Source organism: Actinomyces sp. Marseille-QA0893, from assembly GCF_976954355.1.
Genome location: NZ_CDRJSY010000006.1, coordinates 49,875 through 64,107 on the forward strand (window position 1 = coordinate 49,875; position 14,233 = coordinate 64,107).

Here is a 14,233-nt window from a genome sequence, read left to right on the forward strand (position 1 = left end):
GGTGGATTACTCCTTGTGATAACGAAACTTTATCAGTGCAAGCGCGGCGAACGCGGCGAAGAATCCCAACAGTGCGCCGATTTGTGGGGCGATATCAGCGAATCCAAGACCATCCAAACTCACCTTGTTGATTGCGGCGTTTGCCCAGTAGGCGGGGGAGAGGCGCGCGGCGTGCTGAGCCCAGTCGGGGAAGGAAGAAACAGTGCAGAATGCACCACCGATTCCTGCCGCGAGCATCCCCACGATATTCGACATGGACAGTGCGGCATCTCGGCTGTGTGACCACAGGGCAATTGCAACACCCAGGGCCGATAGGACCGCCGAAAAACTCAGCAGTACCGCCATCAGTGCAAGTAAAGAGCCCTTCGGGCGATATCCGAAAATCGCTGCACCGAGCACGAGCACGACCGTGATCTGCACGGTCTGCATGATGTAGGCAACCAACGCTTTGCCGGTCAGGATGGATGCGCGCGAGGTCGGAGATGCCTCGAGGCGCTCCCACGTTCCCCAGGAATGCTCGTTGAAAAACGAGCCAATGATGTTCTGGACGGCGAGGAAAGAAAAGAGAATCGCCATCGAGGGAACCGCTTGTTCGGCGCCGGTGGCTCCCGTGTATCCGTCGGCTAGGAGCATTGATTTAAACGCCGGCATCATGAAAGGAATCAAGACGAGCGGGATCACCGTCAGAATCAATGTTGGCGCGGGATCGGTGAGTTGAAGGCGGATATTCAAGCGGGTCATTGCCCATAGTTGCTTAAGCTGCGACATGGTCACTCTCCTCGATGATGTGCAGGTATGCGTTGTGCAGGCTCGGTTGGTCGATCTTCACATCGACGAGGCGTGCTCCCGCCAGGGCTGGCGAGGCCAAAACTTCGCCGATGCGCGAGCCCGGGTCGGCCTCGTCCCCGCTGTGGCGCAGTACGTTACCGTCGGCGCTCCACCCCTCGAGCGGGGGAACGGTGCGGTCGAAGGTGAGCGTGACCTCGGCACTGCCGTGGGCGGAAATGATGTCCTCCAGGCTTCCGCGGGCAACGATTCGACCCTCGCTCAGGATTGCGATGTCAGAGCCAAGCTCCTCGAACTCTGCCAGGTAGTGCGAGGTGTAGACGACGGCTGCGCCCTCTTCGGCCAGTTGACGGACCGCGCTCAGGATCTGGCTGCGCGCTTCAACATCCGCCCCAACCGTGGGCTCGTCCATGAAGATCAGTCGAGGCTTGTGCATGATCGCCATTCCCGCGTGGAGTCTGCGTTGCTGGCCACCCGAGAGGTGCGAGGCGCGTTGGTCTTGCTTTTCACTCAGGCCAAGCAGCTCCATCACTTCGCCGGCGCGCGCCGTGGCCTCGCGGCGGCCAAGCCCGTGTAGCTCTCCGAAAGCGGTGAGATTCTGGGCAACGCTGAGGTCGGGGTAGATGCCGAGATCCTGCGGTGCATATCCGAGCAGCTGGCCGATGTTGTGCGCTGCAGGATTCTTTCCGCAGATGCGAACGCTGCCGGCGTCTGCTCGCTTCAGCCCGCACAAAATGGTGATGAGCGTCGATTTTCCGGCGCCATTTCGTCCGAGCAGTCCAAGGATCTGCCCTGGTTCGACGCGAAGGTCGACTCCGCGCAGAACTTTGTGGGTGCCGTAGCTCTTGTAGATTCCCTGAGCTTCTAGGGCGGGTGAGTGTGGTTGTGACACGGTCATTCTCCCATCGGTTAACAGCGTTAACTTTGTGTCAAGATAGAGGTTAACACTGTTAACTTACGGATGCAATGCGGTCCGAAAGAATGAAGGAAAAGGGCTCACTGGCTCACTGACAGCGTTTGGAGGCATTGACACCAGTTGGAGCTTTGAACGAGCGGTTTTTGGGGTATGCGATGTCGCCAAGTGGTGTCAATCCGGCCTGCTGGTGTCGATCGCGCCTACTGGCGCGGGAAAAGCAGCGGCAGGGCGTGGCTGAGCTGGCGCGAAACCGAGGCCAAGGAGTGCGTCCCACCCTCGTCGATCCACACCTGCAAGCTCTGGGGCGTCATTAGCGTCGGATGCCTGCGGTAAAACTCATCGAGCTGCGGATTCATGTCGTCCAGTGCTGGATCGTCCGAACCGACGCTGGCAATAATACGGAAATCCTGTTGCCCCATGTTGCGGCTGCGTACTCCCAAGGTTACTTCGTCGGCAATCTGGGGTAGAGGCGCGTCATGATCGCGGCCAATCCATGACTCTCCGGCCATTGGCAGATAACCGTAGAAATAGTCCGGGTTCAGGGCGAAAACATCCCAGGTCGTAATCCCGCCCATGGAAAAACCGCCGAACGCGCGGTGCATACGGCTAGCTTTTAAGGATTCATCTGTGGTGTCGCCGCCCGCGTAGGTTGAGTAGCGCGACTCGACTGTGTCAATAAGAGTGTTGATCTCGCTGGTCGCAAAGAAACGGTTGAGCTGATAATCCGTTTCAAAATCATCGTTCACAAAAGAACGATCAGGGTAATACGTCGCAAAAACAACGATTGTTGGAGAGACCGCGCCGCTGCGCTCAAGGTCATCAATGGCCGGCGAGACCTCGTCTGCCATCTCTTCCGCACTACTCATCCATCCGTGAGTCAGGTACGCGATATTGGCAGGCATTCCCTGTACGTATGTTGCCGGAAGGTAGACCAGGGCTTGCTTCTTGTAGGTCACGCCCTGATACTCCTGCTGATAATCCACGGTGTCGATCCGCCCGTGCAAGGGAATCGGATTCTCCGAGGCCGCGGGAATGATCACCGTTGTCCCGTCCGCCTTCTCGTGGTGGGTAACTGTGGGAGAGGGTTGGGAAGCATGGTAGGCCTCGTATCCTGCTGCGCTCACCAAGCCAGTTGCCGCCACCAGGGTGCCCACGGCAAGCGCTATCGTCCCCTTTCGGTTACGAGGCCGTGGCTGGCGCGCCGGGCTCGCTGAGGTTTCGGGGGCGGGTGAGGTCGGAGTGCTCATCGGTGAAGTTCCGTGTAGTTTGTGCGTGTTGACCTCATATGGTCGATTTTAGGTCCGCGAGTGTGGCACTGCGAATGCGCCTTCGCCGCCGGCAGATAGGATTGGCATAACAACTGGACAAAGGAGTTGCCATGATTGCTGTTACGACCCCGACCCTTGAAGGAACGCCCATTAAGCGTTACATCGGAATTGTTTCCGGAGAGACGATCTCGGGTGTGAACTTCTTCAAGGACATCGGCGCGGGTTTGTCGAACCTCTTTGGCGGCCGGGCCACGAACTATGAAGAGGAGCTGTCCGAGGCCTCGAAAACTGCGATCGACGAGATGTGTCAGCGCGCGAAGGCAATGGGCGCGAACGCGGTCGTCGGCGTGCATGTCGACTACTTCACCGCCGGAGCTGACAATGGAATGCTCGCAGCAATCGCCACGGGCACTGCTGTTGAGGTGTGAGCGTATTTATTCACTAAGAATCCCCGCACTTCAGGCGGAATCTCGCGGCTCGAGGTGTGGGGATATTTCTTGTTGCTTCCTTGATTTACCCTTGGCGAACTCTGTAAAATCGCACAGTATTCAATCCTGTATCAACAAGCAATGGTGGTTGTGTCATGGCGAAACTTCGCGGTTTATTTCGAGTACTGGGTGCTCTTGTCGTTATTGCCCTGGTCTTCCTCGGCGGAATGAAAATGGCCCCCTACCTGGGATTCTTGGGATTTAATTCCAAGAAGGTCACGACCGACACCACGACCATCACCAACTCTTTCTCTGATATCGCCGAGCTTGCGACTGAGTCCTATATCTTCACTGAGGTTGGTAAATACTCTGAGCAAGGAACGCAGATTTTTGGCCTGGAGGTTCCCGGAACAGGAGCGTCATTCCTCATCACCTACTCGGGTGAAGTGAAAGCCGGCATCACCGATATCAGCGCGATCAAGGTTGAACGGGACGAAAGCAAGAAAACCATTAAGGTCACCGTGCCGGCTGCCCAGGTGATCTCGACTAAAATCGATCCTTCCTCGGTCAAGACCTACGACCAGACCTTTAGTTTGGCAAACCGCCTTGAGGTCAATGAAGTCACTGGCTTCCTTGCGAATGAGGAGAAGCGCGCATCCGAGGACGCCGTGAAGCGTGGCCTGCTTGAAAAGGCGCAAAAGCGTCTGGACGAAATCGTCACCGGTCACGTCAAGGCAGTTTTGGGTGACGAGGCCAAGGACTACGAGGTGAGCGTAAGCGTCGCTGAGTCGAAGAACTGATTGCCGAGGCCGGGGCTAGCTTTTGGGAGAAAGCTCCCCGTCTGCATTCGCCTCGGGCAGAGTTGGGAGAGTACCGCTGTCGGTGGGGAGTGCGGCGCAGGTTGTCTCAAGTAGCGACGCCAGTTCTTGCGCAGCTTAGGTTCAGTATTTGCTTCCCTCACGACTCCACTGAACGTAGTCGTGGTGGATGTACTTGTGCGCCCACGCGCGGTCGAGGGGTGCGAACTCGCTGAGGTGGCCGCAGCCGGTCGATAGGTCATCGGCAATTTCAACAATGGCCTCGTGCAATTCAAGCGGATCAATAAAGCGATGCGGAATTGCCTCGTAACCAATTTGTGCACCTATGATCGTGCCCGCGAGCGCGGCGGTTGAATCGCTATCGCCGTTGTGGTTCGAGGCCGCGGCGATCGCTCCCGCGAAATCCCCCTGATGGCGCAGCGCACACAAGACCCCGATCGCCAGGGTTTCTTCCGCAACCCAGCCCTCGCCAAGCTCGTGGATCGCTTCGAGGTCGCTCAAATTAGAAGACGCCAGTGAAACTGCGCGTTCCATGATTTCTTGCAAGGCGCCAATCATCCGCGCCTTGGGGAATGCCTCGGGAAGGGTTGCGCTCGCGGCGGCGACGGCCTCGGGAAGGGAAGAATCCTCATGGACGATCATCGATACGATCTGCGCGAAGGCTCCCGCGGGAAGCCACCCCAGCTCATGGCCGTGAGTGAGGGCCGCAATTTCCGCGCCCTGGAGCTGGATATCGGCGTAGGTCATGTGGCGAGTCATGTTTGAAAAACTCTTTGAGTAAAAGAGGCCGACCGGTGCAACGCGCATGATCCCACCGCAGCCCTTTGAATCGTTGATCGGGGACTCGAGAGTTCCGTTAGCCCCCGCAGCGCATGCCGTCATGCACGTTGTCCCGGGCGCTCGCCGCGCAAAAAGCTCGGGGAACCCGCTGACCCAAGCGCAGCGAGTGCGTTCGCTAAATTCCTCGGTTTGCGTCCGGTACCAATCCTGATACATGAAGGACATGTAGTAGCTGATCGACGCCATAATGCCGCGCAAGGCCCCTCGGGTATGCGCAAAAAGCAAGCCTTCCGCGGTGTAGAGAGTCATCTGAGTATCGTCAGAAAAACGCGCAACGCCCTGCTCATCAAGGACGCAATCGGTAATTCCTGCAGGGCCAAAGCGGTGGAAAATCTGTGGTTCGCGGAGGAACTCGACGGTGTAGCCCAAGGCGTCTCCGGCGGCCTCGCCAATGAGTGCGCCGCGGTAGCGATCGCGTTTGTCCATGAATCCTCCTTAGAACATGAATATTTTACAGTGTTCGGATTGGCCAGCACGTGCGCAAAAATGGCGCAATCTCGCGTTTTTCTGACACTTTGTCGCTGCGAAGGGCGGGCGTGCAGTCCTAAACTTGCCACGTTACCCACGAAGGAGGCCTCACAGTGCCGGGATTGGAACCCTATGACGCAATCATGCTGCTGTCCTACGGTGGCCCCAACGGCATGGAGGATGTCCTCCCCTTCATGCGCAACGCAACGCGAGGCCGTGGAATCCCCGACGAACGCCTTCTTCAAGTCTCGAAGCACTACGAGCGTTTCGGTGGAATTTCGCCCATTAATGCCTGTAATCAGCGCCTGATCGCTGAGCTATCCGCCGAGCTCTCGCGTCGCGGATATGACATCCCCGTCGGCTGGGGAAACCGCAATTGGCATCCCTTCGTCGCCGAGGGCCTGGACGAGCTCGCCCAAGCTGGCGCGCGACGCATCCTTGTGCTCCCGACTTCCGCGTATGCCTCGTATTCGGGGTGCCGTCAGTACCGCGAAGACCTTGCCGAGGCCGCGCGGTCCCTCAGCGAAAAGTGGGGGAGTATCGTCCTTGGCGCAGAGGACAGTGCGGACAACCCGAGCGCCGACATCATTGTCGATAAAGTGCGCCCCTACTATTCGACGCCCGGCATGGCCAGTGCTGAAATTGCCTCTATCCGGCGCGCGTGGTCGGCCCTAGTTGAGTGTGGGGCTGATCCAAACGGGATCCGACTGATTTTCGTCACCCACTCCATCCCCGTGAGCATGGAAGAAGGGTCCTCTCCCTTCCCCTTCCCTTCGGCTGTTTCTTCCCCCGCTACCGAGGCCAGTGAAGAGCTTGAAGTTGAAGAAAACTCATCTCTAGGTACTCCCGCTTCCGAAATTAGTTACGTGGCCCAGCACCATGCACTGATTCAAGCGATCATGCCGGAAGTACGTCGGGTCTTGGGACGCGAAGATTTGGGGTACGACCTAGCATTTTGTTCGCGTTCAGGCCCGCCGCAAGCGCGCTGGCTGGAGCCCGACATCAACGATTTCCTCCGCGAACTCATTGCCCCGGAAGGCCAGGGAATGCCGAAAGGAAACGAGGCCTCGGGAAGTGGAAAGCCAAGCGGTGTAGTCGTCGTGCCGGTCGGCTTTATTTGCGACCACATGGAGGTTGTCTACGATCTGGACACCGAGGCGAAGGGAACCGCTGCGGAGCTTGGGATTGCGTATAAGCGCGCAGAAACCATCTCTACGGACCCCGCGTTTGTCTCATCGCTGGTGGACGTGTTGGAAGAACGCGCGGCTCAAGCGAGGGGAGAAAACCCCTTCCGCATAACCGTGACGGGTACGGGGCCTTTCCATACGGTGTGCCCCCAGGATTGCTGCCTAGCTCCGGCCCGGCCCGCGCATTCCCAGCATTCTGCAGAAACGGGCGCTCAGCACATGAGCTCGCATGCCCCACTTTCTTCCGACGGCCCTGAGCGAGTCGCCGGTCAATCCGCCATACAACAGGAGGAATCAATGGCGTTCTTGAACCGTCGTGCGGCACAGCCCGCTGAAAATGCCGAAAACAGCGCTCACTCTGAGGCTGCGCCCGAACACGTTGCCGAGCATGCTCCGCACCACCACGCCGCGCACTCCTACGTTCCCGACCCGCGCGATAGGACAGATATTGACCTAGACGAGGTCAACGGCAAGCAGCACTACGCGCTGTATTCCGTGTTCGCACTGGGTGAGTCCCTGCCCGCCGACGATGGTGAGCGCGGCCGCATCGTCGCCGAATCCCTGGACTACGTGAAGGGCGCGGGCGCGGAAATCCGCGGTTTCTATGACGTGTCCGGCTTCCGCGCTGAGGCGGACCTGATGGTGTGGTGGCTTGATGATGACCCCGAGGTCTTGCAGGACGCCTACCACCGCCTGCGTGCCAGCGCGCTCGGCAAGTTCTTGGAACCCGTGTGGTCCTGCATGGGTCTGCACACTCCCGCCGAGTTCAACAAGCGCCACATTCCTGCGTGCTTTGGAGGGGTTGCACCGCGTGATTGGGCGATGGTTTACCCCTTCGTGCGCTCCTACGACTGGTATCTGAAGGCTCCCGAAGAGCGCTCGCGGATCATGGCTGAGCATGGGCGGAACGGCTTCTCGCAGTACCCCGATGTCAAGGGCTCAACCCTGTCGGCTTTCGGCTTCTCCGACTATGAGTGGGTTTTGGCTTTCGAGGCCGATTCGCTAGACCGCCTCGAGGGCGTCATGCACGCCCAGCGTTACACCGAGGCGCGCCTCTATGTGCGTGAGGACACCCCGTTCTTCACGGGTCCCCGCGTGAGCTTGCAGGAATGGGCTGAGCGTCAGCCGAGGGCATGACGTGGCTGAATTTAGGGGAACCGACTAGAGGCTGTTGCGTGCTCACGCATGAATGCTGAGCGTCATGATCGGCGGACGTCCCAGAATTGCTGTTCGTGGCAGTTCTGGGACGTTGTTTTCTGTTCATTTGAGTCTGTATGAGCGTTGATATTGCGCGCGAGAAATCAATGAAAAGTTCGCTGCGAATTTCCCGTAAAACTGACTCGAAATGCCTGGGCGCCGCTGTAACCTATCGACCATATCCACCAATCAACGACGAGTGAGGGATGCATTATGGCGCGAGGATATCGGGCGATTCTGGAACTACCAGAAAAAGAAGACGCATTAGAAGTTTCATATCAGTTATTCCATGACTGGGTGAACAAGAAATACCTGCCTCTGGAAGGAAAACGAAGCATTGAATTCGATGATGACGGAATCTATCGATTCGGAGAATTATCACTGCGTCGTAGCAAGGGACAGGCTGAAGAAGTAACTGTAACGCGGCTACGTGAAACCAGTAAGGATCAGCATTATCGCCGGCAGTTATTGGAAGTAGTCAATACTTCTGAACAGAATGATCGCTGGACGACGCGCCTGTATGCCATGACTGCAACCAAGGAATCCAGATATCACCAAGTGATTTGGGTTGAGGTGATTCCTCCGGCCTCCTCTGAAGAACCTGCGCGACGTCCGAACTTGGTCGTAAATCTTGTCAGCCAGTATGAGGTTCGCGAAAGTGGCGTGCTCATCTCTGATTCGATTCGCGAGGTTTTTGACCAAAAAGAAGTAGATGTATTGGTTGATCAAATTTTTGATCAGCAGCGACGTGTAGCTATCGTTGTTGCCGCGCCAATTTCGGATGAGAATGATCATGCCCATGATCAATGGCGTGAGATTTTAAAGACCTTGACTAATGATTCCTGTGGATGTGCGTCCTATTTTTTGCTCAAACCGGATGTTTATGACTATTTCTGTCAGCGCATCGGAAGCCTGAAAATGGATAAAGGCTGCCTGAGGACTTACCTCCCACAAGTCAATCCAAGTGACGATCTTGATCCAAAGCGCCATAGGATTTTGACCTCATCAACTCTGTATCACGGCCTTGACGGGAACAAAAAGAAATTCCGTCCCGAACTATCGCGCATTATTGCCCGAACTCCGTGTTCATATATTTGGGAGAAGGGCCTCGATGGGGAGCTGAAAAGCGCCCAAGATGTGCTGAATAAACAAAGACTGGAAGTTCCGACTTTCCGTCTGGCGTTGGCGCCGGAAGTGATCCCCGAGCAGGCTGAAGAGACAGAAACATCCGTAGCCAAAGCTGTTGAACATGTGGTGCAAACTGTGCTCGCAAGCAGGAAAGGGGAGGAATCAGACTCCAAGCCTCACGAGCAAACGGCAGCATTACAGACTCCGCAAGTGGCTTCTGATATTCAACGTACAGATAGAAGTCGACGTCCTCAGTGGGCAGCTCCGCTCATAGAGCTGATTCGACGTTTTGCTCCGATGTTCGATCCAAGAACTCACGACGATATGAGTGATGGTGTTGAAGCCCTGTCGGCCGGGTTGAGTGTCATCGATGAGCGCTATAACGACCTGGCGCAGAAAGTACATAAGCTCACTCAGGATTTTCAGGGGGAAAAGAACAGGCTTCAGAAGGAAATTGATGCCTATGAGGCTCTCTTCGAGCAGGCCGAAGAAGATAGCAAAGCAGTAGAACGAGTCGCTGAACTCGAGGAAAAGATTGCGGAACAAGAACGTGAGCGAAGCTACGAGCGTGACGAGAGACGGAAGCTTGAGGCCGAGAATCGGAAACTTCAGTGGCAGGTTTCTCATCCTCAAGTGTCAGCTCATGATTTTGTTGATACAGAACAATATCTTGATGAACCTCCCGAAGATATGGCGACTCTCTTCGATTGGATGACTGAGGATGATATGCATCGGGAGGTGCGGGAATATGTCGTTTTTTGTGATCCCGATCGAATGTGTGCCGCGATACTCGATTTAGACGACATGAGCGGAAATTCTCGTTACGCAGCAGACTTTTGGAGATTCATCCTTGTCTTGCGTGATTATATGCGCGCACGCAAAGAAATAGGCTTTCAGGGATCTGTGCATGACTATCTGGCGGAAAGCCGTGGACAATACAGAATAGTGTCGCAGGCGCGTCATTCCCCTACTGAAAGTGAAACGGTCCGAAATAACGAAAAAATGTGTGGAGAAAGGATATTCCCTGTTCCCGTCGAGGTTAATCCGCATGGCGAGGTTGAAATGTTGGCTCATTTCAAAACGAGCCATAGGGATACGAATGACCCGCGTATGCATTATTACGCCGATACGCGATATACCCACAAGGTTTACATCGGCTACATCGGCCCTCACTTAACAAACACCAAGACGAACTAGCAATACTGCTCGAGGAGGTGACCGTGACTCTTCCCGAAGGCCTCGTCACCTGCGAGGACGGCCTCGTCCGCCCAACATGGGCGGCCACGGACCCGCTCTTGCGCGACTACTACGACATCGAGTGGGGAAGTCCGGTCACCTCCGAGCAAGGCGTTTTCGAGCGCCTGGTCCTTGAGAGCTTCCAATCCGGCCTTTCATGGTTAACGATCCTGAAGAAACGTGAAGCCTTCCGCACTGCCTTCTCATCTTTCATCCCCGAGGCCGTCGCTGCCTTCACAGATCAAGACCGCGAGCGCTTGATGCAGAACGCGGGCATCGTACGGAATAAGCGGAAGATCGATGCGGCCATTACCAACGCGCAGGCAGTCATTGCGCTTCGCAGTGCTCTAGCTGCCGAAGCTGACGCGTACCGCGCAGGCCGGATGGAGGAAGCACCGCTCGCACAGCTGCTTCGGCCTCGGCAACCCTATCCGCGGCACCTGGGCGAGCTTGTTTGGCTCTACCAGCCCAGAGAGCATCCCCGACCCAAAAATGCTGGGGAAGTGCCCGCCCAAACGGAAGAATCCCGCGCTCTCTCATCCCACCTCAAACGTCGAGGTTTCGTCTTCTTCGGCCCGGTCACGGCGCTGGCTTTGATGAGTGCGATCGGGATTGTGAACACTGACATCTCGGGAACCTGGAAGCGGCCACTGTCTGAATGAATCACGCCTCGTTTACAAAGCGCGGCATCGACCCTCTTTTCTTCGCAGGACCTGAGTGTCGGATCATGATCGTGGGCCAAGCTCCTGGCCTCGTCCCCGAGAAAAGGAACGAGGCCGGGGCTGCGTGTGTCGCGCTCACGCCGCGTGGGCGGCGCGGTACTTCGCGGGAGTCGTGCCCGTCCATGCGCTGAAGGCGCGCAGGAACGAGTTGTGCTCGACGTAGCCGAGGAGGTAGGCGATTTCCTCGGTCGGCATGTGAGTCGTCGCAAGGTAACGGCGGGCCAGGAGCTCGCGTGTGTGCGCCAGCTGCTTGGCGAACGTGGTCCCCTCCGCCGTGAGCGCGCGCTGGAGGCTGCGCTTCGAGGTACCCAGACGGTGTGCGGCCTCGTCCGCCGTGCATTCGCCCGCGGGCAGCATCTCGACCAGGACCGCCCTCAGGCGCGCGGCCGCCGACTCGTCGGTATCGAGCTTCTCCAGGCGTCGACGCAGCTCGGGGGTGATGACCTCGAGCATGGCGTCGGAGCGGCTAACGAAAGGGATCGCCAGGTCAGAGGTGCGGAAGATAAGCGTATTTGTTGCGCCGGATTCCACTGGGCATCCCAAGAAATCGGCGTAGGACGCGGGAACGTACACGTAGGCCTGCTTGATGTGCCGCTACCAATCGGTGTGGTCCTTCCCGCGCGCCGTCTCCCCTCCAATTCCGCATGCAATTCCCTCGCAGATCTTTCAGAATTTGAATTGTGATCGTTGAAATTCCGGGGTTTGTGCGGGGTTGGTAAAAGGGGTGGTCGGGGAATTGCATGCGGAATTTGGGGGAGGGACAGAGTGGGGAGGAGTAGGGAAGTGCTGAGTGAGAGTCGATACGTGCCGATGGTTGCCGTGATAGTCTCCCGGTATCTATCGTGAGTTGCATGGGAGCAAACATGACCCGGGACCTGATCCGTCGTGGCGACAACGAGCGTCTGCTGCTTTCTGAAACCCCCCTTCCCCAGCTGATGGACATTCGGGTCGAGGGGACGTATGAGGTCAGCCTGAGTGAGGGTGGCGAGGCGGACGAGATCGAAGCGTTCGAATTTGATCCCAACACCTCGCCCGCACAAGCCAGAGATTACGTTTTTGCCGCTGCGAGTGGCGCTCTCATGGGAGCACTCAGTGTCCTGTGGCAAAAGGACTTCAACCTGGCGGACGCGCGCAAGTTCGGGTCCGAAAAAATCGAGAAAATCGTTATCGGAGCGGCTCAGCGCGTTGGACTCAAGAAAGAGAATCCGAGCATCGCAGACGCTATCCGCTTCTTGGAACAGGGCTTCCCGTTCGTGGGGGATAAGCTCACTCCGGAGTTCGGTGGTGGTCTCCAGCACCACCTGCGCGACTTTTCCCACCATCCCTCGCCCGTGGGGCTCGTATGTTCCATCCTCATGCAATTCACCGGCAAAGGGTTTGGAACCGCGACGGATGGGAGCTTCGCGATCTTTGACTTGCCTGCCGATGCTCTGAAGGATGGAAGGCTATTCGGCAGGAATGTCGAGGAAAAGTTCCTCTATGGAACCCTCAAATGGGTGTTCCACCTCATCAGCGACATGGCGGGCTCGAGCTCAACCCCCGGCGCGGGCACGGGCATTCCTGGCCCGATTCTCTCCTTCCTCAAGGAGGCCTCGGCCCTGCCATTCTTCCGGGACATGACTATCGCGCACGAGGACAAGGTCGCCACCTTCTCGCAGTGGGTGTCGAAGGCATTCAACGGTACGCTCCTGAAGGACCAGGACGGAAACCCCCTGCGCTTCGATCTGCGGACCGAGGTTGGCCTGGCGAGTCAGATCCTTACGCAGGTTCCCGCCGTCCTTGCCAACGAGTGCATTGTCCGCGGCTTCTACACGATCACGCGCTTCATCGATGAACTCAGACGCGCTGATGTGTCCAGCGTCAAGGACTTGGGGCGTATTAATCCCTCGCGATTCCTGCCCCTCAATAGCCGGGCGCTGACGCGTATGCTGACGGTCGCCTCCGGTGCCTTCGTGGTCATCAATACCTCAATCGCAGCTGTGCGTGCGGCGGTCGAGGGGGCTGCGAGTGGCGAGGTGGGAGCAGTCCCGCTTTTCTTCATGCGCCTCAACTATGTCGGGATCGGACGTTTTGCTTTCGCTCTGTGGGCTGACAGCTCCTATATCTACGAGGATGTCGAACGGCGGTGGGAGCAGCGTCGGGCCAGCACAGCGGGCTCGGACGTGGCTGTGTATGCGCCTCTGGGCGTTGATGTTCAGCGGGTATTGGACTCGCTGAACATGGCGTGGGTCGAGGACGACTATCGTCGCGAGAAGAAAGCTGAGTTGCGCGAGCGCAAGGAAATTCTGATCGGTGCGTGGAAACGCAGGCAGAGAATTGCCTGGGATGAGAGAGGGAAAGACTACTTTCTCTGCTCTGCCGATGCTTACAGGCAGCTGCGTGCCTTGTGTTCGGGGGAGGGCGCGGAAGCCCTCCGGCTCGCTATCGCCCAGAAGCTACTCGATTTTAATCCCTACGCCACGGAAAAGAAGCTCTCCCTCTCCCAGACGTGGCTCACCGATGTCTTCACCGCCGACCAGGATGTTATCGATTCGGAGACGCTCAAGCGGCTGAAGAGTGCGCGTGCGTCCTACGACCGGTGGATCTCAGGTACCTACACGAAGTGGGCGGTGCGCGGTGCTGCGGCTGTGGCTGCAACCGTTGCCACGGGTGGGGTTGCGGCCGTGGCAGCTCCCGCGATCGCGACGGTCCTAGCCGGCGAGGCCGTGGTTGGACTGAGCGGCGCGGCGCTGACGAGTGCGAGCCTGGCCTGGGTGGGCGGTGGCTCCCTCGCCGCAGGAGGCCTCGGTATGGCGGGTGGGACCGCGATCATCACGGGAGGAGGCGCGTTTCTCGGCCTGACGACTGCAACCGGTGGTGCAGTGCTGGTGGGAGCTCTCAGTAAGGACTATGCGGAACAGGTGAAGCAGGGGTGCGTCGAGAGACTTGCTTACTGTTCGGTGCTTCTCGAGGAAGAGCCGGTGCAGGCGCTGGCAATCGTTGAAGATCTGCGGGCGTGCTTGGAACGCGCGGCCGACACCAATAGGCGAACGATTGAGGCCTTGCAGGAAGCGAAAAATGCAGACCAGAAAAAGCAGAGGAAGGGCCTGAAGGAAGCGGTCTCCCACATTGACGACGCCGTGGCGGAGCTGGGAAGACTGGAAAAGAAAGCGCGCGAGGCCGCCCTGGAGAGCGGGGGCCTCGTGCCGAGCGCGAGCACTGATGTCGTCCGCGCCGGAGACTTGGACTAGCGTGTGACC

General features: G+C 57.7%; 11 protein-coding genes. 6 read left to right on the forward strand and 5 right to left on the reverse strand.

All coding sequences use genetic code 11. From position 1 onward, the window contains the following. Window positions 1-6: 6 nt before the first annotated feature. The 3 genes from ACWNMW_RS07665 to ACWNMW_RS07675 form a co-directional block, all read right to left on the reverse strand. The gene (locus ACWNMW_RS07665) at window positions 7-768 is read right to left on the reverse strand and encodes an ABC transporter permease (RefSeq protein ID WP_034501901.1); all 762 of its coding nucleotides are present in this window, start codon (window positions 766-768) and stop codon (window positions 7-9) included. After that, entirely contained in the window at window positions 755-1,678 is a 924-nt protein-coding gene (locus ACWNMW_RS07670; RefSeq protein ID WP_449490538.1) for an ABC transporter ATP-binding protein, read from the reverse strand. Before ACWNMW_RS07670 ends, ACWNMW_RS07665 begins: the two co-directional genes overlap by 14 nt. A gap of 224 nt (window positions 1,679-1,902) precedes the next feature. Continuing rightward, complete coding sequence (locus ACWNMW_RS07675) at window positions 1,903-2,949, reverse strand: alpha/beta hydrolase (RefSeq protein ID WP_449490539.1); 1,047 nt, start codon at window positions 2,947-2,949, stop codon at window positions 1,903-1,905. A 131-nt stretch (window positions 2,950-3,080) separates the two neighbouring features. Between ACWNMW_RS07675 and ACWNMW_RS07680 the strand changes: the two genes are divergently transcribed. Then, on the forward strand, window positions 3,081-3,398 hold the full coding sequence (locus ACWNMW_RS07680) for a heavy metal-binding domain-containing protein (RefSeq protein ID WP_034501898.1): 318 nt from the start codon (window positions 3,081-3,083) through the stop codon (window positions 3,396-3,398). A 155-nt stretch (window positions 3,399-3,553) separates the two neighbouring features. Then, on the forward strand, window positions 3,554-4,198 hold the full coding sequence (locus ACWNMW_RS07685) for a DUF4230 domain-containing protein (RefSeq protein ID WP_449490540.1): 645 nt from the start codon (window positions 3,554-3,556) through the stop codon (window positions 4,196-4,198). A gap of 141 nt (window positions 4,199-4,339) precedes the next feature. Here ACWNMW_RS07685 and ACWNMW_RS07690 read toward each other — a convergent pair whose 3' ends face one another. Further along, on the reverse strand, window positions 4,340-5,482 hold the full coding sequence (locus ACWNMW_RS07690; protein ID WP_449490541.1) for an ADP-ribosylglycohydrolase family protein: 1,143 nt from the start codon (window positions 5,480-5,482) through the stop codon (window positions 4,340-4,342). Between the two features lie 155 nt (window positions 5,483-5,637). Here ACWNMW_RS07690 and hemQ point away from each other — a divergent pair, with 155 nt between their 5' ends. The 3 genes from hemQ to ACWNMW_RS07705 all read left to right on the forward strand — a co-directional run bounded on the left by hemQ (window position 5,638) and on the right by ACWNMW_RS07705 (window position 10,934). After that, entirely contained in the window at window positions 5,638-7,848 is a 2,211-nt protein-coding gene (hemQ, locus tag ACWNMW_RS07695; protein ID WP_449490542.1) for a hydrogen peroxide-dependent heme synthase, read from the forward strand. A gap of 273 nt (window positions 7,849-8,121) precedes the next feature. Continuing rightward, window positions 8,122-10,233: a hypothetical protein gene (locus ACWNMW_RS07700; RefSeq protein ID WP_449490543.1), complete on the forward strand. Its 2,112-nt coding sequence runs from the start codon at window positions 8,122-8,124 to the stop codon at window positions 10,231-10,233. 23 nt (window positions 10,234-10,256) lie between these two features. Continuing rightward, window positions 10,257-10,934 carry a DNA-3-methyladenine glycosylase I gene (locus ACWNMW_RS07705; RefSeq protein ID WP_449490544.1) on the forward strand — a complete coding sequence of 226 codons (678 nt, stop codon included), beginning with the start codon at window positions 10,257-10,259 and terminating at the stop codon, window positions 10,932-10,934. A 135-nt stretch (window positions 10,935-11,069) separates the two neighbouring features. Here ACWNMW_RS07705 and ACWNMW_RS07710 read toward each other — a convergent pair whose 3' ends face one another. Next, window positions 11,070-11,525 carry a helix-turn-helix transcriptional regulator gene (locus tag ACWNMW_RS07710; protein ID WP_449490545.1) on the reverse strand — a complete coding sequence of 152 codons (456 nt, stop codon included), beginning with the start codon at window positions 11,523-11,525 and terminating at the stop codon, window positions 11,070-11,072. 332 nt (window positions 11,526-11,857) lie between these two features. Between ACWNMW_RS07710 and ACWNMW_RS07715 the strand changes: the two genes are divergently transcribed. After that, a complete protein-coding gene (locus ACWNMW_RS07715; protein ID WP_449490546.1) occupies window positions 11,858-14,224 on the forward strand; it encodes a hypothetical protein in 2,367 nt (788 codons plus the stop codon). Window positions 14,225-14,233: the final 9 nt, after the last annotated feature.

Bases quoted from the DNA above. Each gene is read 5' to 3' on its own strand.
- ACWNMW_RS07715 (WP_449490546.1), top strand. From the start codon at position 11,858: ATGACCCGGGACCTGATCCGTCGTGGCGACAACGAGCGTCTGCTGCTT.
- ACWNMW_RS07700 (WP_449490543.1), top strand. From the start codon at position 8,122: ATGGCGCGAGGATATCGGGCGATTCTGGAACTACCAGAAAAAGAAGAC.
- ACWNMW_RS07680 (WP_034501898.1), top strand. From the start codon at position 3,081: ATGATTGCTGTTACGACCCCGACCCTTGAAGGAACGCCCATTAAGCGT.
- ACWNMW_RS07685 (WP_449490540.1), top strand. From the start codon at position 3,554: ATGGCGAAACTTCGCGGTTTATTTCGAGTACTGGGTGCTCTTGTCGTT.
- ACWNMW_RS07665 (WP_034501901.1), bottom strand. From the start codon at position 768: ATGTCGCAGCTTAAGCAACTATGGGCAATGACCCGCTTGAATATCCGC.
- ACWNMW_RS07690 (WP_449490541.1), bottom strand. From the start codon at position 5,482: ATGGACAAACGCGATCGCTACCGCGGCGCACTCATTGGCGAGGCCGCC.
- ACWNMW_RS07675 (WP_449490539.1), bottom strand. From the start codon at position 2,949: ATGAGCACTCCGACCTCACCCGCCCCCGAAACCTCAGCGAGCCCGGCG.